General features: G+C 69.7%; 15 protein-coding genes, 1 tRNA gene and 1 pseudogene. 6 read left to right on the plus strand and 11 right to left on the minus strand.

All coding sequences use genetic code 11. From position 1 onward, the window contains the following. Positions 1-142 precede the first annotated feature (142 nt). The 3 genes from AB0D49_RS16590 to pyk all read left to right on the plus strand — a co-directional run bounded on the left by AB0D49_RS16590 (position 143) and on the right by pyk (position 3,882). Complete coding sequence (locus AB0D49_RS16590) at positions 143-1,618, plus strand: SidA/IucD/PvdA family monooxygenase (RefSeq protein WP_362757570.1); 1,476 nt, start codon at positions 143-145, stop codon at positions 1,616-1,618. 4 nt (positions 1,619-1,622) lie between these two features. Then, positions 1,623-2,300, plus strand: a complete 678-nt coding sequence (locus AB0D49_RS16595; protein ID WP_362757573.1) for an SIMPL domain-containing protein — start codon at positions 1,623-1,625, stop codon at positions 2,298-2,300. Between the two features lie 151 nt (positions 2,301-2,451). After that, a complete protein-coding gene (pyk, locus tag AB0D49_RS16600) occupies positions 2,452-3,882 on the plus strand; it encodes a pyruvate kinase (protein ID WP_362757575.1) in 1,431 nt (476 codons plus the stop codon). 3 nt (positions 3,883-3,885) lie between these two features. Here pyk and AB0D49_RS16605 read toward each other — a convergent pair whose 3' ends face one another. Then, positions 3,886-4,653 carry a transcriptional regulator gene (locus AB0D49_RS16605; protein WP_362757577.1) on the minus strand — a complete coding sequence of 256 codons (768 nt, stop codon included), beginning with the start codon at positions 4,651-4,653 and terminating at the stop codon, positions 3,886-3,888. A 106-nt stretch (positions 4,654-4,759) separates the two neighbouring features. Beyond that, positions 4,760-4,834 (minus strand) — tRNA-Leu (locus AB0D49_RS16610). A gap of 101 nt (positions 4,835-4,935) precedes the next feature. Here AB0D49_RS16610 and AB0D49_RS16615 point away from each other — a divergent pair. Continuing rightward, the gene (locus tag AB0D49_RS16615) at positions 4,936-5,604 is read left to right on the plus strand and encodes a response regulator (protein ID WP_362757579.1); all 669 of its coding nucleotides are present in this window, start codon (positions 4,936-4,938) and stop codon (positions 5,602-5,604) included. A gap of 71 nt (positions 5,605-5,675) precedes the next feature. Here the strand turns inward: AB0D49_RS16615 and AB0D49_RS16620 are convergent, their stop codons facing one another. The 8 genes from AB0D49_RS16620 to AB0D49_RS16655 all read right to left on the minus strand — a co-directional run bounded on the left by AB0D49_RS16620 (position 5,676) and on the right by AB0D49_RS16655 (position 15,969). Beyond that, complete coding sequence (locus AB0D49_RS16620; protein ID WP_362757581.1) at positions 5,676-6,392, minus strand: ABC transporter ATP-binding protein; 717 nt, start codon at positions 6,390-6,392, stop codon at positions 5,676-5,678. Next, positions 6,389-7,312: an ABC transporter ATP-binding protein gene (locus AB0D49_RS16625; protein WP_362757583.1), complete on the minus strand. Its 924-nt coding sequence runs from the start codon at positions 7,310-7,312 to the stop codon at positions 6,389-6,391. The genes AB0D49_RS16620 and AB0D49_RS16625 overlap by 4 nt, the downstream gene beginning before the upstream one ends. A gap of 3 nt (positions 7,313-7,315) precedes the next feature. Continuing rightward, entirely contained in the window at positions 7,316-9,142 is a 1,827-nt protein-coding gene (locus AB0D49_RS16630; protein WP_362757585.1) for a branched-chain amino acid ABC transporter permease, read from the minus strand. Positions 9,143-9,149: 7 nt separating this feature from the next. After that, positions 9,150-10,082, minus strand: coding sequence for a branched-chain amino acid ABC transporter permease (locus AB0D49_RS16635; RefSeq protein ID WP_362757587.1), 933 nt, complete (start codon positions 10,080-10,082; stop codon positions 9,150-9,152). Between the two features lie 125 nt (positions 10,083-10,207). After that, the gene (locus tag AB0D49_RS16640) at positions 10,208-11,434 is read right to left on the minus strand and encodes a branched-chain amino acid ABC transporter substrate-binding protein (protein WP_362757590.1); all 1,227 of its coding nucleotides are present in this window, start codon (positions 11,432-11,434) and stop codon (positions 10,208-10,210) included. Between the two features lie 1,056 nt (positions 11,435-12,490). Further along, entirely contained in the window at positions 12,491-12,976 is a 486-nt protein-coding gene (locus tag AB0D49_RS16645) for a hypothetical protein (protein WP_362757592.1), read from the minus strand. Positions 12,977-13,117: 141 nt separating this feature from the next. Continuing rightward, positions 13,118-13,606: a hotdog fold thioesterase gene (locus AB0D49_RS16650; protein WP_362757594.1), complete on the minus strand. Its 489-nt coding sequence runs from the start codon at positions 13,604-13,606 to the stop codon at positions 13,118-13,120. 68 nt (positions 13,607-13,674) lie between these two features. Then, a complete protein-coding gene (locus tag AB0D49_RS16655) occupies positions 13,675-15,969 on the minus strand; it encodes an FdhF/YdeP family oxidoreductase (protein ID WP_362757596.1) in 2,295 nt (764 codons plus the stop codon). Between the two features lie 914 nt (positions 15,970-16,883). On the opposite strand from AB0D49_RS16655, the gene polA reads away from it, so the two are divergent. Both polA and AB0D49_RS16665 read left to right on the plus strand, forming a co-directional pair. After that, entirely contained in the window at positions 16,884-19,610 is a 2,727-nt protein-coding gene (gene polA, locus AB0D49_RS16660) for a DNA polymerase I (RefSeq protein WP_362757598.1), read from the plus strand. Between the two features lie 292 nt (positions 19,611-19,902). Beyond that, positions 19,903-20,247: a hypothetical protein gene (locus AB0D49_RS16665; RefSeq protein ID WP_362757600.1), complete on the plus strand. Its 345-nt coding sequence runs from the start codon at positions 19,903-19,905 to the stop codon at positions 20,245-20,247. A gap of 549 nt (positions 20,248-20,796) precedes the next feature. Here the strand turns inward: AB0D49_RS16665 and AB0D49_RS16670 are convergent. Beyond that, a pseudogene (locus AB0D49_RS16670) lies at positions 20,797-21,348 on the minus strand (DUF4184 family protein); the annotation flags it as partial. Between the last annotated feature and the right edge of the window lie 51 nt (positions 21,349-21,399).

Below are 21,399 nucleotides of genomic sequence, written 5' to 3' on the forward strand. Positions count from 1 at the left end.
GCTTTCCGGGCGCGGCAGCACACACCACGTCCAAGCTGGTACCCCGCTGCCCGCCCGGAGGCCCCCCATGCCTCCACCACCCTCACCGGCGGCCCCACAACCCGGCGGCCCCCCTGCAACCGGTGGAAGGACACACCCCCGCATGACCCCCCAACACCCCCACCCCCACACCACACCCCACAACCCCACCCCGCCCCCCGAACACACCCCCCGCGACCTCGTCGGCATCGGCATCGGCCCCTCCAACCTCTCCCTCGCCGCCCTCGCCCACCCCCTCACCGAACTAGACGCCGTCTTCTACGACCAGCGCCCCGCCTTCCACTGGCACCCCGGACTCCTCATCGACGGCACCACCGTCCAAGTCCCCTTCCTCGCCGACCTCGTCACCCTCGCCGACCCCGCCAACCCCTGGACCTTCCTCAACTACCTCCACGCCCGCGACCGCCTCTACCCCTTCTACGCCGCCGAACGCCTCCACATCCACCGCGCCGAATACGACGACTACTGCCGCTGGGTCGCCGACAACCTCCCCGGACTCCACTTCCGCCACCAGATCGACGCCGTCCGCTGGAACCCCGAACGCGACCTCTTCGAAGTCGACCACACCCAACTCGACACCGACGGCGAAGCCGAAGCCCTCGGCCGCACCTACACCCGCAACATCGTCCTCGGCATCGGCACCGAGCCCTACATCCCCGACCCGCTACGCCCCCTCGCCGACGCCCCCGCCGTACCCGTCCTCCACGCCGCCGACTACCTCCACCACCGCGACACCCTGCTCACCGCCGGACACGTCACCATCGTCGGCACCGGCCAATCAGGCGCCGAAGTCTTCCTCGACCTGCTCCGCCACCGCCCCACCGGCCGCGAACAACTCCACTGGCTCGGCCGCACCGAAGCATTCGCCCCCCGAACACACTCCACACTCGGCCTCGAACACCTCACCCCCGACCACACCCGCTACTTCCACGCCCTCACCGAACCCGTCCGCGACCGCCTCATCACCACCCAAGAACACCTCCACAAAGGCATCCACCCCGACACCCTCGCCGCCATCCACGACGAGCTGTACCGCCGCACCCTCCACGGCGGCTGGCCCGACGCCGTCCTCACCCCCGGCGTCCGCGTCCGCACCGCCGGACGCATCGCCACCACCAAAGTCGAACTCCACCTCGAACACATCCAACAAGGCAGCCGCACCCGCCTCACCACCGACGCCGTCGTCCTCGCCACCGGCTACCGCGAACGCCCCCTCGACCACATCCTCGCCGGACTCGACCCCTACCTACGCCGCGACAGCCGCGACCGCCCCCGCATCGACCCCGACCACCGCCTCGTCCTCGACCCCTCCATCACCGGCTCCCTCCACATCCAGAACGCCGAAACCCACACCCACGGCATCGGCACCCCCGACCTCGGACTCACCGCCTGGCGCAGCGCCACCATCCTCAACGCCCTCACCGGCAAAGACACCTACCCCCTGCCCCGCCGCACCGCCTTCACCACCTTCGGCCTCGAACCCCCACAGCACCGCATCCCCTCCGCCCGCACCCCCCGCACCCTCACCCCACTCACCGACGCAATCCGCCCCCACCCACCCACCCCGATGACACAGTGACCCCATGACCCCACCCACACCCCTCCCCTACGGCACCCCCGACACCCCCCACATCACCGTCACCGGCGAAGCCCACCTCGACACCGCCCCCGACACCGCCCACCTCACCCTCACCCTCACCGCCCGAGGCCGCGACCGCCACACCACCCTCAACAACCTCACCCACCGCAACACCACCACCCTCAACCTCCTCCACACCTACGACACCGCCATCGAACACATCGAAACCAGCACCCTCACCCTCACCCCCCAACCCACCAAAGGCCGCGGCGAACACATCCGCGCCCACCAAGGCACCCTCCACCTCACCGCCCACCTCACCGACTTCACCCCCCTCGGCGAACTCACCACCCGCCTCGCCGACCACGAACACACCCACATCGACGGCATCACCTGGACCCTCCGCCCCGACTCACCCGCCCACCGCCAAGCCCGCCACCAAGCCGTCCACAACGCCATCCAACGCGCCCGCGCCTACGCCGAAGCCCTCGGCACCACCCTCACCGCACTCACCGAACTCACCGACACCGAAATCCCCCAGCCCTACCCACCCACCACCCTCCGCACCGCCACCCACACCACCGAGGCCACCCACACCCCACCCCTCGACCTCGAACCCCAACGCCAACACCTCTACGCCACCATCACCGCCCGCTTCACCATGAACCCCCCCACCCTCTGACCAACCCCCCCACCCAAAAAACACCCACGAAATGCTCATCAGAGCAACCCCATGCACAATTCAATACTTGTCAACACCCCTTCACCCAAAGGTTGTTGAGTAGTCACGCCCCACCAAATCTCTACCCACCGGTAAGCAATAGGCTCCAAACATGCGCCGAGCAAAAATCGTCTGCACCCTGGGACCCGCCACCGACTCCTACGACCAGATCAAAGCCCTGGTCGAAGCCGGAATGGACATCGCCCGCTTCAACCTCAGCCACGGCACCCACGCCGACCACGAAGAACGCCACCGGCGCGTACGCAAAGCCGCCGACGAAACCGGACGCAACGTCGGCCTCCTCGCCGACCTACAAGGCCCGAAGATCCGACTCGGCCGATTCACCGAAGGCCCCGTACTCCTCGAACACGGCGACACCTTCACCCTCACCACCGACCCCCACACCCAAGGCGACCGCAACCACTGCGGCACCACCTACCAAAACCTCACCACCGACGTCACCCCCGGCGAACACATCCTCATCGACGACGGCAAAGTCACCCTCCAAGTCACCGCCATCGACGGCCCCCACATCCACACCACCGTCCTCGAAGGCGGCATGATCTCCGACCACAAAGGACTCAACCTCCCCGGCGTCGCCGTCTCCGTCCCCGCCCTCTCCCACAAAGACGAAACCGACCTCCGCTGGGCCCTCCGCACCGGCTTCGACATCATCGCCCTCTCCTTCGTCCGCAACGGACACGACGCCCACGACGTCCACCGCATCATGAAAGAAGAAGGACGCCGACTCCCCGTCATCGCCAAAATCGAAAAACCCCAAGCCGTCAACGCCATAGACGACATCGTCGCCGCCTTCGACGGCATCATGATCGCCCGCGGCGACCTCGGCGTCGAAATCCCCCTCGAAAACGTCCCCATCATCCAAAAACGCGCCATCAAACTCGCCAAACGCAACGCCAAACCCGTCATCGTCGCCACCCAAATGCTCGACTCGATGATCGACAACTCCCGCCCCACCCGCGCCGAAGCCAGCGACGTCGCCAACGCCGTCATCGACGGCACCGACGCCGTCATGCTCTCCGGCGAAACCAGCGTCGGCAAATACCCCATCGAAACCGTCCGCACCATGGCAAAAATCGTAGAAGCCGCCGAAGAAGACCTCCCCACCAACGGACTCCCACCCCTCACCCACACCAACAAACCCCGCACCCAAGGCGGCGCCATCGCCCGCGCCGCCGCCGAAATGGGCGACTTCCTCGGCGCCAAATACCTCATCGCCTTCACCCAGTCCGGCGACACCGCCCGCCGCCTCTCCCGCTACCGCTCACCCATCCCCCTCCTCGCCTTCACCCCCGACCCCGCCACCCGCGCCCAACTCAGCCTCACCTGGGGCACCGAAACCCTCCTCGGCCCCCACGTCGACACCACCGACGCCATGGTCGACCAGGTCGACGAACTCCTCACCCGCCACGGCCACTGCGCCCCCGGCGACACGGTCGTCATCACGGCGGGCTCCCCTCCGGGCGAAGCGGGCACGACCAACCTGGTCCGCGTCCACCACATCGGGGAGCCGACGCACTGAGGGTCAGTACTTCGCCCCGACATGAGCGTCCATGAGAGCGACGGAGGCTTTGCGGGCGATGGAGATGTTGAAGGGGTCGCTGCCACGGGCGAGGGTGGTCCACTCGACGCCCACCAGGTCGAGAGCGTCGGTGAAGAGCCGCCGGATGTCGTCCGACTTGTTGCTGAAGAAGTAGCGGGGGTACTCGTAGCGCTTGGGTACCCCGGCGACGAGACGGCTGGTCCAGTTGATGATCCGGCAGCCGTCGGAGTGGATCAGGCCACGGATGAACTCCCAGGGGTGCGCACGGACGATCTCCTGCTGCCAGGGTTCGAGGGCTATGCGGCGGTTGTGCTTCTTGCCGGGGCCGTGCTGAGGGAACAGGCAGGGCCAGTGCTTGCTCGTGGAACTGACGGCATAGGCGCCTTGTTTCCGTACACGGAAGACGCTGTTCGTCGGCCGTACCGCGCGGAGCGCGGCCTCGCAGGCGTCGATGACACCGGGCCACGCCTGGTCCAGCACGATCCGCATGTAGTAGACGCCCCGGTGGTGCGCGCTGATACAGCCGTCTCCCAGGTAGAGACCTAAGAGATAGGCGTACGCGGACGCGTTCTCTGGTGGGCGTGCCGGGATGTCGCACCGGGGGCATGGGGCGGTGGCGCGCTTCGGTGGGCTGGTCTGCCAGCTGCGGAGGGTGGACCGGGAGATACCGGTCTCCTGACTGACACTGTTGAGGCTGCGCCCCTGTCCCACCAGATTCAGGGCTCGCTCGCGCGTTCGAAGGTCGTACATGGGGTCATGGTGGGGGAGTGATCGCCACGCCACGCGGGAAAGCCCGGATGTTCACGAGAACGTGGACTTCCGCTTAGTGGGCTCAACCTTGGAACTGTAGGAAAAGTGCCCCAGGTGGGATTCGAACCCACACTGTCCGCTGTTTGAGAGCGGCCTCTCTAACCAGTTGGAGTACTGGGGCTTAAGAAACGAAGGTGACACTCAACCCCTCGGGGACCCACCTTACCGCAGCTAGGTACGCTCTTGTCAGCAGTACCCCCCGTCCCTGAACGAGGAGCCCGAGTGACCTCCCCCGAGTCGCCCCAGCCCGCAGACCTGTCCGATGACGACAAGTCGCACGTGCCTCCGCTGACGACCCGTGTCGTCATCGCCGAGGACGAGGCCCTGATCCGGCTCGATCTCAAAGAGATGCTGGAGGAGGAGGGCTACACGGTCGTCGGCGAGGCCGGGGACGGTGAGCAGGCCGTGGAGCTGGCCCGTGAGCACCGTCCGGATCTGGTGATCCTCGATGTGAAGATGCCCAAGCTCGACGGCATCTCGGCGGCGGAGAGGATCGGTGAGGAGTCGATCGCGCCGGTGCTGATGCTGACCGCGTTCTCGCAGCGTGACCTGGTGGAGCGGGCGCGTGACGCGGGGGCGATGGCGTATCTGGTGAAGCCGTTCAGCAAGAGTGATGTCGTTCCGGCGATCGAGATGGCTGTTTCGCGGTATACGCAGTTGAAGGAGTTGGAGAAGGAGGTCGCGGATCTGGCGCAGCGGCTGGAGACGCGGAAGTTGGTGGATCGGGCGAAGTCGATTCTTCAGACGGAGTATGGGTTGAGTGAGCCGGCGGCGTTTCGTTGGATTCAGAAGACGTCGATGGATCGGCGGATGTCGATGCAGCAGGTGGCGGAGGCTGTGATTGAGGATGCGGCGGAGAAGCGGGCGGCGAAGGGGAGTGGCGGCGTGTAGGTCGTCGCGTGTGTGAGGCCCGTGTTCCCTGGTGGGGGCACGGGCCTCTTTGTGTGTGTGTGGGGGGTGGGTCAGTCTTCGCCGAGGTATGCCTTGCGGACGGATTCGTCGTGGAGGAGGTCTTGTCCGGTTCCGGAGAGGACGATGCTGCCGACTTCCATGACGTGGCCGTGGTCTGCGAGGGAGAGGGCGGCTTGGGCGTTCTGTTCGACCAGGAGAATGGTGGTGCCTTGGGCTTTGAGTTCGGCGATGGTGGACATGATTTTCTGCATCATGATCGGGGAGAGTCCCATGGAGGGTTCGTCGAGCATGAGGAGTTTGGGTTGGGACATGAGTGCGCGGCCCATGGCGAGCATTTGTTGTTCGCCGCCTGAGAGGGTGCCGGCGGCTTGTTTGCGGCGTTCTCCGAGGATGGGGAAGAGGTCGTAGGCGCGTTGGATGTCTTTTTCGATGCTGGGTTTGTCGGTGCGGAGGAAGGCGCCGAGGCGGAGGTTGTCTTCGATGGTCATGCGGGGGAATATGTGGCGGCCTTCGGGGGAGTGGGCGAGGCCGAGGGAGACTATTTGGTGTGCTGGGGTTTTTTTGAGTGATTTGCCGTTGAAGCGTATGTGTCCGCTGGCGGGTTTGAGGAGTCCGGAGAGGGTGCGGAGGGTGGTGGTTTTTCCGGCTCCGTTGGTGCCGATGAGGGTGAGGACTTCGCCGGCTTGGACGGTGAAGGAGATGCCTTTGACGGCTTCGATTTTGCCGTAGGCGACGCGGAGGTCTTCGACTTCGAGGAGGGCGGTCATCGGTCGTTCTCCTTGGCCGGCGGGGTGTCGGCGGGGGTGTCCGCGGTGTCGGCCTGGTTTTCTGCGGCGGCTTCGGCGGCGGCTTCGGCGGCTTCTACTTCGGCGAGTTCGGCGGCGCCGGGGGCGTTTTCGAAGGGTTCGCCGAGGTAGGCGGCGATGACGCGTTCGTCGCCTTGGACGGTGGCGCTGTCGCCTTCGATGAGTTTTTCGCCTTGGACGAGGACGGCGACGCGGTCGCAGAGGTTGAAGATGAAGCGCATGTCGTGCTCGATGACGAGGACGGCGATGCCTTTGTCGCGGATGGCGAAGACGAGTTCTTCGGTGGTGCGGGTCTCCTGGGGGTTCATTCCGGCGGTGGGTTCGTCGAGGAGGAGGAGGCCGGGTTCGCTGGCGAGGGCGCGGGCGATTTCGAGTTTGCGTTGTTCGCCGTAGGGGAGGTTGCGGGCGAGGTGGTCGGCTTTGGGGGCGAGGCCGACGAATTCGAGGAGTTCCATGGCGCGGGCGCGTGAGGTGGCTTCGGCGCGGTGGAATCCGGGGCCGCGGAGGAGGGCGGACCAGAGTCCTTCTTTGGTGCGGGTGTGGCGGCCGACGAGGACGTTTTCCAGGACGGTCATGTTGGCGAAGAGCCGGATGTTCTGGAAGGTGCGGGCGATTCCTGCGGCGGTGACTTTGAAGGATTTGGGGGGGAGGATGGTGCCTTTGTAGCGGACTTCGCCTTCGGTGGGGATGTAGAGGCCGGTGAGGCAGTTGAAGAAGGTGGTTTTGCCTGCGCCGTTGGGTCCGATGAGGCCGACGATTTCTCCGGTGTTGACTTGGAGGTCGACGGAGCGTACGGCGGTGAGGCCGCCGAAGCGCATGGTGACGCCGCGGGCGTCGAGGACGGCCTGCCCGGTGGTGGTGGGCTGGGTGGTGGTTGTCATGGGTCAGGCCCCTGCCTTGCCGAGGACTGTGGGTGCTTCGGTCTCTTCGTGGAATTCCAGTTGGCGGCGCCGGTTGGGGATGAGTCCCTCGGGGCGGAAGCGCATGAGGAGGACGAGGGCGAGTCCGAAGGCGAAGAGCTGGAGGTCGTCCAGGAATTGGAGCTTGGCGGGGATGAGGTAGAGGAGGGCGGCGCCGACGAGGGGTCCGCTGATGGTTCCCATGCCGCCGAGGACGACGGCGGCGAGGAGGAATGCGGAGTTGGGGGGGACGACGTGGGCGAATTGGTATTGCTCGGGTGTGACGGTGTAGGTGACGTGGGCTTGGACGGTGCCGGCGAGTCCGGCGAGGGCGGCGCCGAGGGCGAAGGCGATGAGTTTGACGCGGAAGCCGTTGATGCCCATGGCGAGGGCGGCGGTTTCGTCTTCGCGGATGGCGATCCAGGCGCGGCCGATGCGGCTGTCGCTGCTGCGTTGGAAGACGATCACCACGACGAGGGTGATCAGCAGCATGAGGAGGAAGTAGTTGGCGAAGCGGGCGATGGTGAAGCCGGCGATGGTGTGTTCTTCGCCGAAGTCGAATCCGAGGATGTTGAGGTTGGGGATGGAGGAGATGCCGTTGGAGCCGTTGGTGATGTCGGGTCCTGAGGTGCCGTCCATGTTGAGGACGGCGAGGCGGAAGATCTCTCCGAAGCCGAGGGTGACGATGGCGAGGTAGTCGCCGCGGAGGCGGAGGGTGGGGGCGCCGATGATGACGCCGAAGACCATGGCGACGGCGGCGCCGAGGAGGGCGGAGAGCCAGAAGGGGAGGTGGAGGTCGAAGGGGGAGGAGGGTGATCCGGAGACCATGGCGGCGGTGTAGGCGCCGACGCCGAGGAAGGCGACGTAGCCGAGGTCGAGGAGGCCGGCGAGGCCGACGACGATGTTCAGTCCGAGGGCGACGGTGGCGAAGATGAGGATGTAGACGCCGATGGTGGCGTATTGGTCGTCGGACTGGGTGAAGGGGAAGGCTGCGGCGGCGACGAAGGCGCCGATCATGGTGACGGTGCGGTGTTTGGTGGTGACGGTGGTGATGCGGGCGATGAGTCCGGCTTTGGCGGTGGCGCTGATGCCGAAGCCTGCGGTGATGAGGAAGCCGATGAAGAGTTCGTCGTATTCGGTGCCGATGCCGTAGGTGAAGATGGTGAGGCCGGCGGCGAGGGCGGCGACGATGATGAGGATTTCGGCGTAGCCGGGGAGGGTTTTGGCGGGGGTGCTGGGGCCGGTGGTGAAGGCGGCTTTGACGATGGACCAGTTGCCCCGGAGGTGGTGGGCGATTTGTTCGCGGTTGGTGTCTTCGGGGTCCGCGGGTTCGCGGTCGGGCCAGGTGAAGGGGAGGGAGAGGGCGCCGAGGGCGGCGGTGAGGGTGGCGAGGGCGGCTAGGTAGGCGCCGGGTTCGAGGTTGACGAGTCCGCCGAGTTGGGTGGTGATGGCGATGATCGTGAACCAGGTGGTGCCGAAGGCGCCGAGTGCGGCGAGTTTGAGGGCGCTGTCGGCTCCGGCGGGGGTGAGGGCGCGGAGGCCTTTGGTGCCGTAGGAGGCGAGGCCGAAGAGGGTGGTGAGGGCGCCGCTGATGAGGGTGAGGACTTGGAGTCCGCCGGGGTAGCCGTAGACGGTGAGGTCGCCGGGGAAGTCGGCGGTCCAGGTCCAGGCGAGGAGGGTGGAGAGGAGGGTGAGGGCGCCGCCGCCGGTGGCGAGGGCGCGGCCGAGGGCGGGGGGGAGGCCGATGAGTCCGGCGTGTTTGCCGTGGGTCGGCTGGGCCGGGGTTTCGGGTGCGGTGGTCTGTGTGGTCATCGGGGGATCACGCCCTGTCCGCGACGCGCTCGCCGAGCAGGCCTTGGGGCCTGAACAGGAGGACGAGGATGAGGAGTACGAAGGCCCAGACGTTGGCCCAGGACTGGCTGCCGAACTGTTCCATGCCGGGGATGTCGGCGATGTAGGCGGTGGAGAGGGCTTCGGCGACGCCGAGGACGAGTCCGCCGAGCATGGCGCCGTAGATGTTGCCGATGCCGCCGAGGACGGCTGCGGTGAAGGCTTTGAGGCCGAGGATGAAGCCCATGCGGAATTGGACTTCGCCGTATTTGAGGCCGTAGGCGAGGGCTCCGACGGCGGCGAAGGCGGCGCCGAGGGCGAAGGCGACCACGATGATGCGGTCGGTGTTGATGCCCATGAGTTTGGCGGTGTCGGGGTCTTGGGCGGTGGCTTGCATGCCGCGGCCGGTGCGGGTCTTCATGACGAAGTAGGCGAGGATCGCCATGCTGATGGGGGCGGCGGCGATGAGGAAGACGTCGCCGGTCTGGATGGTGACGTTGCCTATTTCGAAGGGGCCGCCGTCGATCTGGGGGAAGGTGATCGCGGAGCGGGCGTCGGGGTACCAGGCCCAGATGGCTTGCTGGAGGGCGAGGGAGAGTCCGATGGCGGTGATGAGGGGGGCGAGGCGTGGTGCGCCGCGTAGGGGGCGGTAGGCGAACCGTTCCGCCCCGATGGCGACGAGTACGGCGGTGATGATGCCGCCGACCAGCATGAGTGGTAGGGCCACCCACATGGTGGTGCCGTCGGGCAGGGCGTACAGGTAGACGGTGAGGGCGCCGAAGCCGCCCACCATGAAGATCTCGCCGTGGGCGAAGTTGATGAGCTGGACGATGCCATAGACCATCGTGTAGCCGATGGCGACCAGGCCGTACATGGCTCCCAGTAGCAGGCCGTTGACCAGCTGCTGCGGCAGTTCGTTCACCGCATTTCCTCCGAGAGGGTCGGGTGTGGGTGGGTGACCGGAGAGGATGTGCCCGGATGCGAGTGCGCGCGGGGCGCCTTGTGGTGCGGCGCCCCGCGCGGCTCGTGGTGGAGTGTGGGGTTGGGTTAGCCCTCGTAGGTGCCCGACTTGACGGCGGCCCAGTCGCCGTCCTTGACGGAGTAGACGGTGAGCTGCTTGTTGGTGGCGTCGCCGTATTCGTCGAAGGAGACCTTGCCGGTCACGCCGTCGAAGGTGACGTTCTGCATGGCGGCGGTGACCTTGGCGCGGGCGTCGTCGGGGAGGCTGCCGTCGTTGTCTTCGACGACCTTCTTGACGGCTTCGATGATTGCCCAGGCGGAGTCGTAGGAGTAGCCGCCGTAGGCCTCGTAGGCCTCCTTGTAGCCTTCGGCCTTGTAGTTGGCGACGAAGTCCTTGGCGGAGGGGAGTTCTTCGACGGGGGCGCCGACGGAGGTGGCGAAGTCTCCGGCGCCGCCGGCTCCGGCGAGCTTGATGAAGTCGGCGCTGTAGATGCCGTCGCCGCCGATGAGGGGGATCTTGGCGCCTGCGGCCTTGATCTGCTTGCTGAGGGGGCCGGCCTGGGGGTATTCGCCGCCGTAGTAGACGACGTCGGCGCCGGAGGTCTTGACCTTGGTGGCGACCGCGGAGAAGTCCTTGGTCTCGGGGTCGATGTGCTCGGTGCCGGCGATCTCGCCGCCGAGCTTCTCGAATTCGGCGGCGAAGGTGGCGGCGAGTCCGGCGCCGTAGGTCTTCTTGTCGTCGATGACGAAGACCTTCTTCTTGCCGCCTTCGTTGAAGAGGTACTGGGCGGCGAACGGGCCCTGGATGGCGTCCGTGGTCGCGGTCCGGAAGTACGACTTGTAGGGGCGCGCCTTGGTGGTCTGCCAGTCGGTGCCCTGGGTGAGGGCGGGGTTGGTGTTGGCGGGGGAGACCTCGACCAGTCCGGCGTCGTCGAAGACCTTCTGCATGGATTCGGCGACGGAGGAGTTCAGGGGGCCGACGACGCCGAGGACGTCCTTGTTGGCGACGAGCTTGGTGGCGTTCTGCTGGCCGGAGGAGGGCTGTGCCTGGTCGTCGAGGGCTTCGATCTTGAAGGTGACGCCTTCGACGTATTTGTCCTTGTTGGCCGTCTTGATGGCGAGGTCGACGGAGTTCTTGATGCCCAGACCCAGGGCGGACAGGTCGCCGGTCAGCGGGGCGTCGACGCCGATGACGACGGTCGTGCCGCCCGAGTCCGAGCTGCTGCCACCCTCGTCGCGCGAGCCGCAGGCGGTGAGGGTGAGCGCTCCCGCCGCCAGTGCGGCGGTTATGGCGATGAGCGAACGTTGACGCACGGTCAGTCCTTTCCCCTGGCGCGGATCTTCCCGGTGGAAGAAGCCGAGTCGAGCGCTGGGTCCCAAGCGGACGCCGAATGGCGTCGAATCCCGATGGCGCGGTGACTGGCGGTGACTCTAAGCGTGTGTGGGGAACGTGGAGGAGAGTCTGACCAATGCTGTGACTCTCTTGTTATGACACGACGTAATGCAGAGCGGTACTGGCCGGGCGGAAGCGCGGAATTCCGGCCGATTCGCCCCGTCCGCATGGTGAGACTTGCAGGACCAGGCGGCTGCTATCAGGAGTGTTCTAGTCATTTGGTGATGTCGCTGATCCGTTGCCGCAGGCTACTTGGAGGCCGTCCGAGAGGTCCTGCGCATAGCGCTCACCGAGGATGAAACTGTGTGCTTCCATTGCGCGCGTATTACGTAGAGTTACGTCCAGGAAAGGGAGTCCGACGTTCCGTGGCACTTTTCCGCAATCGGTTGCCTTGAAGGTAATCGTGATCTTGCGTGGCATTCCGGGGCTTGTGCGGAAAGGGGTCCGGGGATTCGTGGTGACGGAAAGGCCCGGATACGGCTGATCCAACGCGGTCACGGTCACGTCGGGGCCGGTACGCACGGTGACGACGATGGAGAAGCGGAAGGTGTGGGGGGTTTGGGGGGTCTCGGGTGGCTCCGGTGCGTCCGGTGCGTCCGGTGCGTCCGGTGGCTCGGGGGGCCCGGGGGTCTCAGGTGCCTCGGGGGGCTCGGGGGTGAGGTAGGCGAGGTCGGTGACCTGGGAGGGGTAGGGCGGGTCCGTGGGGGGTGGGTGTGGGGGCGGTGCGGGTGTGGGCGCGGGGGTCGGGGGGTCGTCGGGGCGGGTGAGGTGGAGGAGGCCGGCGGCGGTGAGGAGGGCGAGGGCGCAGAGGGCGGCGAGGAGGGGGCGGCGCGGGCGGCGGGGGAGGTGGCGGGGCGGCTGGCGGGGGGCCGGTGTGGGTGCGGGGGTGTCGGGCGGGGCGGAGGTGCGGGGTCCGGTGTCGGGCGGTGGCTCCCAGGCGTAGGTGCCGTCGCCGGGTTCGACCGGGCCCGTGCCGGTCATGTCCAGGGCTCCGCGGTCGGGGTGCCGTCGCGGTACCGGGCGGCGCAGCGCGTCCCGGCCTCCCGGTCGATCAGCTGCTCGGCGGCGGCCCGGCCGTCCCGCTTCAGCACCGGACGGGCCGCGTCCACCACGTCCTGGAGGAGGGCGTACTGGCCGTTGGACAGCCCCATCGACTGGTAGTCGCCGTAGGTGCCGGTGTCGAGGACCTCCCGGGCCCAGTGGGTGACGAGGCGGGCGCAGAGGGCGGCGGGCGGGGTGGGGGGTGCCTCGGGGGTGGTCGAGGCGGGGGGAGCGGCGGGTGCGGCGGGTGCGGCGCAGGCGGTGAGGAGGGCCAGCAGGGGGAGCAGGGTCGGCAGGAGTGCGAGGGAGGTGAGGAGGCGTGGGGGAGTGCGCGGGTGTGAGGGGGCCGTCGGTAGGCGCGTCCGTCGCGGCGCCGTGCGGTGGTGCGCCGTCGTCGTCGTCCGGTCCCGCCCCGTCGCCATGCACCGAAGCTAAGGGGCGGGGTGCGTGGGGGCAACGGGGCTGCGGGCTCGGGGTGTTCCGGGGCTGCGAAGGGGTGCGGCCCCGGGGCGGGATCGGCTGGGGCGAGGACATGGTGCGAAGTGTCGGCCCGGGGGCCGGGGTCAGCTGCCGGTGTGGGCGCGCTCCTCGTCGCTGGGGTTCACGTCGCGCAGCAGACAGGTGAGCCGGGCCGAGCAGACCCGGCGGTCCTGCTCGTCCGTGATCACGATCTCGTACGTCGCTGTCGAGCGGCCCCGGTGGACGGGGGTGGCGACGCCGGTCACCAGGCCGGAGCGGGCGCCCCGGTGGTGGGTGCAGTTCAGGTCGACGCCGACGGCGATCTTGCGGCTGCCGCCGTGCAGCATCGCGCCGACCGAGCCGAGGGTCTCGGCGAGCACCGCGGACGCCCCGCCGTGCAGCAGTCCGTACGGCTGGGTGTTGCCCTCGACCGGCATGGTGCCGACCACCCGGTCCACCGACGCCTCCACGATCTGGACGCCCATGCGCTGCCCGAGGTGTCCCGCGGAGAACAACGCGGGCAGGTCGACTCCGAGCGCCGCGTACTCGTCGATGACGTCCTGCGGGAACTTCACGTGATGCTGCTCGCCCATGGGGCCCGACTCCGTTCGTCGATGCGGTCCAGCGCCCGCGTTCCGCCGCGGGCCCACTGAGCAAACGCTCAGTCGGTTGCCGATTGTTCCAGACGGACCACCACGGACTTGCTGGCCGGGGTGTTGCTGGTGTCGGCGGTGGCGTCCAGCGGGACCAGCACATTGGTCTCCGGGTAGTAGGCGGCGGCGCAGCCCGGTGCCGTCGGGTAGTGGACGACGCGGAAGCCGGGCGCCCGCCGCTCGACACCGTCCTTCCACTCGCCGACCAGATCGACGTACGTCCCGTCGGCGACCCCGAGCCGTCGGCCGTCCTCCGGGTTGACGAGCACCACCCGGCGGCCGTGCCGGATGCCGCGGTAGCGGTCGTCCAGGCCGTAGATCGTGGTGTTGTACTGGTCGTGCGAGCGGAGCGTCTGGAGCAGCAGCCGTCCCTCGGGCAGCTCCGGGTACTCCACGGGTGCCGCCGTGAAGTTCGCCTTGCCGGTGGCGGTCGGGAAGCGCCGTTCGTCGCGTGGGGCGTGCGGCAGGGCGAAGCCGCCGGGGTGGCGCTCCAGCCGGGCGTTGAAGTCCTCGAAGCCGGGCACGACACGGGCGATGCGGTCGCGGATCGTGGCGTAGTCCTTCTCGAACTCCTCCCACGGTGTGCGGGAGGCGGAGCCGAGGACGCGGCGGGCGAGGCGGCTCACGATGGCCGGTTCGGACAGCAGATGGCGGCTCGCGGGCTCCAGCCTGCCGCGGGAGGCGTGCACCATGCCCATGGAGTCCTCCACGGTCACGAACTGCTCGCCGCCGCCCTGGAGATCGCGTTCGGTGCGGCCGAGGGTGGGCAGGATCAGCGCCCGCGCGCCGGTGACCGCGTGGCTGCGGTTCAGCTTGGTCGAGACATGGACGGTCAGCCGGGCCCGGCGCATGGCGGCCTCGGTGACCTCGGTGTCGGGGGAGGCGGAGACGAAGTTGCCGCCCATCGCGAAGAACACCTTGGCCTCGCCGTCCCGCATCGCGCGGATGGCCCGGACGACGTCGAGGCCGTGCGCGCGGGGCGGGGCGAAGCCGAACTCCCGCTCCAGGGCGTCCAGGAAGGCGGGCGCGGGGCGTTCGAAGATGCCCATCGTGCGGTCGCCCTGCACGTTGGAGTGGCCGCGGACCGGGCACACGCCCGCGCCCGGCCGGCCGATGTTGCCGCGCAGCAGCAGGAAGTTGACGACCTCGCGGATGGTGGGCACCGCGTGTTTGTGCTGGGTCAGGCCCATGGCCCAGCACACGATGGTGCGCCGCGAGGCGAGGACCATCTCCAGGGCCCGGTCGATGTCCGCGCGGGACAGGCCGGTCGCGGTGAGCGTCTCGTCCCAGTCGGCCGCGCGGGCCGCCGCCGCGAACTCCTCGTATCCGTGGGTGTGCTCGCGGACGAACGCGTGATCGACCACGTCCCCGGTGTCGGCGTCGGCCTCCAGGAGGAGCCGGTTCAGGAGGCGGAAGAGGGCCTGGTCGCCGCCGATGCGGATCTGGAGGAACAGATCGGTGAGCGCGGCGCCCGCGGTGAGGCCCTTGGGGGTCTGCGGGTTCTTGAACCGCTCCAGGCCCGCCTCGGGCAGCGGATTGACGCTGATGATCTGCGCGCCGCCCGCTTTGGCCTTCTCCAGCGCGGACAGCATCCGCGGATGGTTGGTGCCCGGGTTCTGCCCGGAGACGATGATCAGGTCCGCCTGGTACAGGTCGTCCAGCAGGACGCTGCCCTTGCCGACGCCGAGGGTCTCGGTCAGCGCGGAACCGGACGATTCGTGGCACATGTTGGAGCAGTCCGGCAGATTGTTCGTGCCGTACTCGCGGGCGAAGAGCTGGTAGAGGAACGCGGCCTCGTTGCTGGTGCGGCCCGAGGTGTAGAAGAGGGCCTCGTCGGGGGAGCCGAGCGCGGTCAGTTCCTCGGCGACGATGGCGAAGGCGCGGTCCCAGGACACCGGCTCGTAGTGCGTGCCGTCCTCCGGCAGATACATGGGGTGGGTGAGACGGCCCTGCTGGCCGAGCCAGTAGCCGCTGCGGCGGGCGAGGTCGGACACCGGGTGCGCGGCGAAGAACTCCGGGGTGACCCGGCGCAGGGTGGCCTCCTCGGCGACCGCCTTCGCCCCGTTCTCACAGAACTCCGCCGCGTGCCGGTGGTCCGGCTCGGGCCAGGCGCAGCCCGGACAGTCGAAGCCGTCCTTCTGGTTGACCCGCAGCAGCGTCAGCGCTGTGCGCCGCACGCCCATCTGCTGTTGGGCGATCCGCAGGGTGTGCCCGATCGCGGGCAGACCGGCCGCCGCGTGCTGCGGCCCGTCGACCTGCGGCGCGTCCTGCACGGGGTCGGCCTTCGGCGGCTTCGTCGCCATCGGGGGGCCTCCTTACGACTGCGGGCGCACGGCGGCGTCCGCACGGCGTGGATTCGGTGGACCGGGTATGCCCTCGATCCTCCCACGCGGCACTGACAGCGCCGGGGGTCGGGCGGCACGGGTTCCCTGCCGGGGGTGGGGTGGGGTGGGGGTGCGGGTGTCGGCTGGGGTGGGGGAGGCGGGAGGGGATGGGGGTGCGGGTATCGACGGGGGTGGGCGATGGGTGGGGCGGGCGATGGGGGGTGGGGGACGGCGCCGGGTGGGGCGGGCGGAGGTTGGTGGCGGGGAGCGGGGCGGCATGGGTCTCGCCTGGGATGGGGGACGGTCCGTGCGGACGCCGGACGCCGGACGCCGGACGCCGGACGCCGGACGCCGGACGCCGGTCGCGGACGGGGACGGGGAGCGGGGCGCCATGGGTCTCGCCTGGGGTGGGGGACGGTTCGCGCGGAGCCGGTCGGGGACGGGGCGGGGAGGGGGGCGCCAAGGGTCTCGCCTGGGATGGGGGACGGTCCGTGCGGACGCCGGTCGCGGACGGGGAGGGGGCGCCAAGGGTCCCGACCCGGACGGGAAACCGTCCGCGCGGAAGCCGGTCGAGGATGGGGAGCGGGGCGCCAAGGGTCTTGCCCCGGATACGGGAATGGGTCCGCGCGGACGCCGGTCGCGGACGGGGAACATACGGCACGCCTTCCGCCGGGGACGACGGGGGACGGGCGGCATTGATCCTGGCCCTGTTCCCGGTCCCGGTCCCGGTCGGCGGCGGGGAAGGCGCCGCGCGGATGCGGGTCGGGAACGGGACCGGATGGCACGCTTCCCGCCCGCCCCCACGGACGGGCGGCACGGGTCTCCGTCCGGGAAGGGACGCGCGCCGGGCGGTGGGGCCCGGACTGTCAGTGGGGCGTGGCAGGATCGGGGGCGTGGCAGAAAAAGCATCGAAGAAGACCGAGACCACCCCCGGCGGGAGCCGTCCGCGGCTGATGCTCATGGACGGGCACTCGCTGGCCTACCGCGCGTTCTTCGCGCTGCCCGCGGAGAATTTCACCACCGCCACGGGCCAGCCGACGAACGCGATCTACGGCTTCGCGTCGATGCTCGCGAACACATTGCGTGACGAGGAGCCCACGCACTTCGCGGTGGCCTTCGACGTGTCCCGCAAGACGTGGCGCTCCCAGGAGTTCAGCGACTACAAGGCGAACCGCTCCAAGACCCCGGACGAGTTCAAGGGCCAGGTCGAGCTGATCGGTGAGCTGCTCGACGCCATGCGGGCGCCCCGGTTCGCGGTCGACGGCTTCGAGGCGGACGACGTGATCGCCACGCTCGCCACCCAGGCCGAGGCCGAGGGCTTCGACGTCCTGATCGTCACCGGTGACCGCGACTCCTTCCAGTTGGTCAGCGAGCACACCACGGTGCTGTATCCGACGAAGGGCGTGTCCGAGCTGACCCGCTTCACCCCGGAGAAGGTTGTCGAGAAGTACGGCTTGACGCCCGCCCAGTACCCCGACTTCGCCGCGCTGCGCGGGGACCCCTCCGACAATCTGCCCGGCATCCCGGGCGTCGGTGAGAAGACCGCCGCCAAGTGGATCAACCAGTTCGGTTCCTTCGCCGAGCTGGTGGACCGGGTCGACGAGGTCAAGGGCAAGGCCGGGCAGAACCTGCGCGACCACCTGGAGTCCGTGAAGCTCAACCGGCGCCTCACGGAGCTGGAGCGCGCCGTGGAGCTGGACCGCGCGGTGCCCGACCTGGCCCGCGAGCCGTACGACCGCAAGGCCGTCGCCCTGGTGCTGGACACCCTGGAGATCCGCAACCCGTCCCTGCGGGAGCGGCTGTTCGCGGTCGACCCGGGCGCGGAGGAGGCCGAGGTCACGCCGATCGTCGAGGGCGGCGTGGAGCTGGACGGCGCGGTGCTGGGCACCGGCGAGCTGGCCCCCTGGCTGGCCGAGCACGCCACCGAGCCCCTCGGTGTGGCCACGGTCGACACCTGGGCGCTGGGCACCGGCTCGGTCGCCGAGGTCGCCCTGGCCACGGCGGGCGGACCGGCGGGCTGGTTCGACCCGGCCCAGTTGGACGAGACGGACGAGCAGGCGTGGACGGCGTGGCTGGCCGACGCGGACCGTCCCAAGGTGTTCCACAACGCCAAGGGCGCCATGCGGGTCTTCGCCGAGCACGGCTGGAGCGTCGCCGGTGTCGCCATGGACACCGCGCTCGCCGCCTACCTGGTCAAGCCGGGCCGCCGCTCGTTCGACCTGGACGCGCTGTCCCTGGAGTATCTGCACCGCGAGCTGGCTCCCGCCGCCGCGGCCGACGGACAGCTCGCCTTCGGCGCCGACGAGGGCGCCGAGGCCGAGGTGCTCATGGTGCAGGCCCGCGCGGTCCTCGATCTGGGGGACGCGTTCGAGGGCCGTCTCGCCGAGGTCGGCGCCGGGGATCTGCTGCGCGAGGTGGAGCTGCCGACGTCCGTGCTGCTGGCCCGGATGGAGCGGCACGGCATCGCGGCCGACCGCGCGCATCTGGAGCACATGGAGCAGATGTTCGCCGGGGCCGTCCAGCAGGCCGTGAAGGAGGCACATGCGGCGGCGGGGCACGAGTTCAACCTCGGTTCGCCCAAGCAGCTCCAGGAGGTCCTCTTCGGTGAGCTGGCCCTGCCGAAGACGAAGAAGACCAAGACCGGCTACACCACGGACGCCGACGCGCTCGCCTGGCTCGCCACCCAGACGGACAACGACCTGCCCGTCATCATGCTCCGCCACCGTGAGCAGGCCAAGCTGCGGGTCACCGTCGAGGGCCTGATCAAGACCGTCGCCGCCGACGGCCGGATCCACACCACGTTCAACCAGACGGTCGCCGCCACCGGCCGTCTCTCCTCCGTCGACCCGAACCTCCAGAACATCCCGGTCCGTACCGACGAGGGCCGGGCCATCCGCCGCGGCTTCGTCGTCGGCGACGGCTTCGAGTCGCTGATGACGGCCGACTACAGCCAGATCGAGCTGCGCGTGATGGCCCATCTCTCCGAGGACGAGGGCCTGATCCGGGCGTTCACCTCCGGTGAGGACCTGCACACCACCGCCGCCTCCCAGGTCTTCGGCGTCGAGCCCACCGCCGTCGACGCCGAGATGCGCCGCAAGATCAAGGCCATGTCCTACGGCCTGGCGTACGGACTGTCCGCGTTCGGCCTCTCCCAGCAGCTGAACATCGACGCCGGGGAGGCCCGCGCGCTGATGGACGCCTACTTCGAGCGGTTCGGCGGCGTACGGGACTATCTGCGCCGCGCGGTCGACGAGGCCCGCGCGACCGGCTACACGGCGACCCTCTTCGGCCGCCGCCGCTACCTCCCCGACCTCAACAGCGACAACCGGCAGCGCCGCGAGGCCGCCGAGCGGATGGCTCTCAACGCGCCCATCCAGGGCACGGCCGCCGACATCGTGAAGATCGCGATGCTGAAGGTGGACAAGGCCCTGCGCGAGGCCGGTCTCACCTCCCGGATGCTGCTCCAGGTCCATGACGAAATCGTCCTGGAGATCGCCCCGGGCGAACGCGCCGCGACGGAGGACATCGTCCGCCGCGAGATGGCCGACGCCGTCCATCTGAGAGCCCCGCTGGATGTCTCGGTGGGCGTCGGCGCGAACTGGGAGTCGGCGGCCCACTGAGCGCGGGCGCGGCGCCTCGGGGGGCGACGGGTCGGGTGCGCGGAGGGCCGCGGGGCGTCGAGGGGGGCGGTGCGTCGAGGGGGCGGCGCCGCCGCCCGGTGTCGGCGGCGGGTTCGCTGGCGCGCCCGGCCAGGGTCCGCCTTCCTGCGGCGCGCCCGGCCTGGGTCCGCCCTCCGCAGTGCGCCCGGCACCGATCCACCCTCCCACGGCAAAGGGCCCTTCCAGCCCGCCCCGTCACCCCCTTGGCCCCCGAGGAAACGCCCCCGGCCGCCGCGCCCGTCAGGATGCCGCCATGGGTATACGCAGGCTCCACCGCCGGCCGGCGCCCGGTGCGCCGCTCCCGCAGGTGCCGGTCGTCGCGGCCGACGCGAGCACCGCCCGCCTCGTCCTCGGCCCCGCAAGGGCCCTGCGCCACCGGGCGAGGGACCTCCGGCGCCGGTGCACGCCGTCGAGGAAGCCGGTCCCGGCCCGCCCCGGCGCCGACCCACCGGTCTGGCGGCTGTGGGGCGAGCTGACCCGCGGCTATGCGGCCCTGCTCCTCACGTTGCTGCCCCGCACCCGCAGAACCCCCACCCTGACCGTGTTCACCGCCCCGGCCCTGACCGCGCCCGCGCCCCGCCCACCCCGGCCCCGCTGAACAGCGAGCCCCCGGCCGCGCCCCAGGTCACCGCACCGCCCGCGCCCGCGCCGCCTCCCGCTTGTCCCCGCCGAGCCGCGCGTACCGCCGTACCCGGACCGTCACCGCGTACCAGACCACCCCGACCAGCAACCCGGCGCCGCCGCCGAAGCAGAGGGTCGGGATCAGCTCCCACGGCTCGGCGACCGCGCTCCACCGCTGCCACCAGCTGACGGCCCGCTCGACGGCGGCCAGCGCCGCGATCCCGGCGATCACCAGCCAGGCCAGCACCCGGTCACGCCCCGACAACACCGGCACCCCGGCCGGAACCCAGCTCCCCGCAGCCCCCGCCCCTGGAACCCCGTTCCCCGCAGCGCGCTCCCTTGGAATCCCGCTCCCCGCAGCCCCCGCCCGTGGAACCTCGCTCCCCGCAGCCCCCGCCCCTGGAACCCCGTTCCCCGCAGCCCCCGCCCCTGGAACCCCGCTCCTCGTGACCCCCACCCCCGGAACCCCGCTCCCCGCGACCCCCACCCCCGGAACCGCGTTCCCCCCAACCCCCGCCCCCGGAACCCTCCGCAGCGCCCGCCCCAGGAACACCGCGATGACGACCGCCGCGACCGCCGACCCCCCGTACTGGAGATACCAGTACAGCGGCGACCCCGCGATCTCCTCGCCCAGCACCGGGAAGACCCGCATACCCCAGCGGTCGAGGTGGGTGAACGCGTCCCACACCACATGCGTCAGCGAGCCCAGCACCGCCGACACGTACCACCACAGCGCCGTCGAGGGCCGGACCCGCGCGCGGGGCGCCCCGCAGCGCAGCAGCGCGGCCACCCGGTGCTGCCCGGCGGGCGGCAGCAGGGCCACCAGCGGTTCGCGCACCACCAGCCACAGCCCCACCAGGGCCCAGGCCACCACCACGTCGACGGTGAGGACGCCCGGGAAGGAGTGGGTCACCTCGCCGAACGCCATCGCCCCGGGCAGCACACTCCCCGCGTAGTAGGTCATGTCGGGCGCGAAGGTGCCCGCGACGAGCACGGCGGGGACCAGCCGGCCGCGTCCGGTCCCGTCGGTGCGGATCGCGGGCAGCACGGCCGCCGCATGGCTCAGCGTGAACGGCAAGACGGACTCCAGGCGTCGGCGAAAGGATTCTCTGAGAACGGTTCCGTCGTC

The sequence above is a fragment of the Streptomyces sp. NPDC048290 genome, assembly GCF_040652095.1.
Lineage (GTDB): Bacteria > Actinomycetota > Actinomycetes > Streptomycetales > Streptomycetaceae > Streptomyces.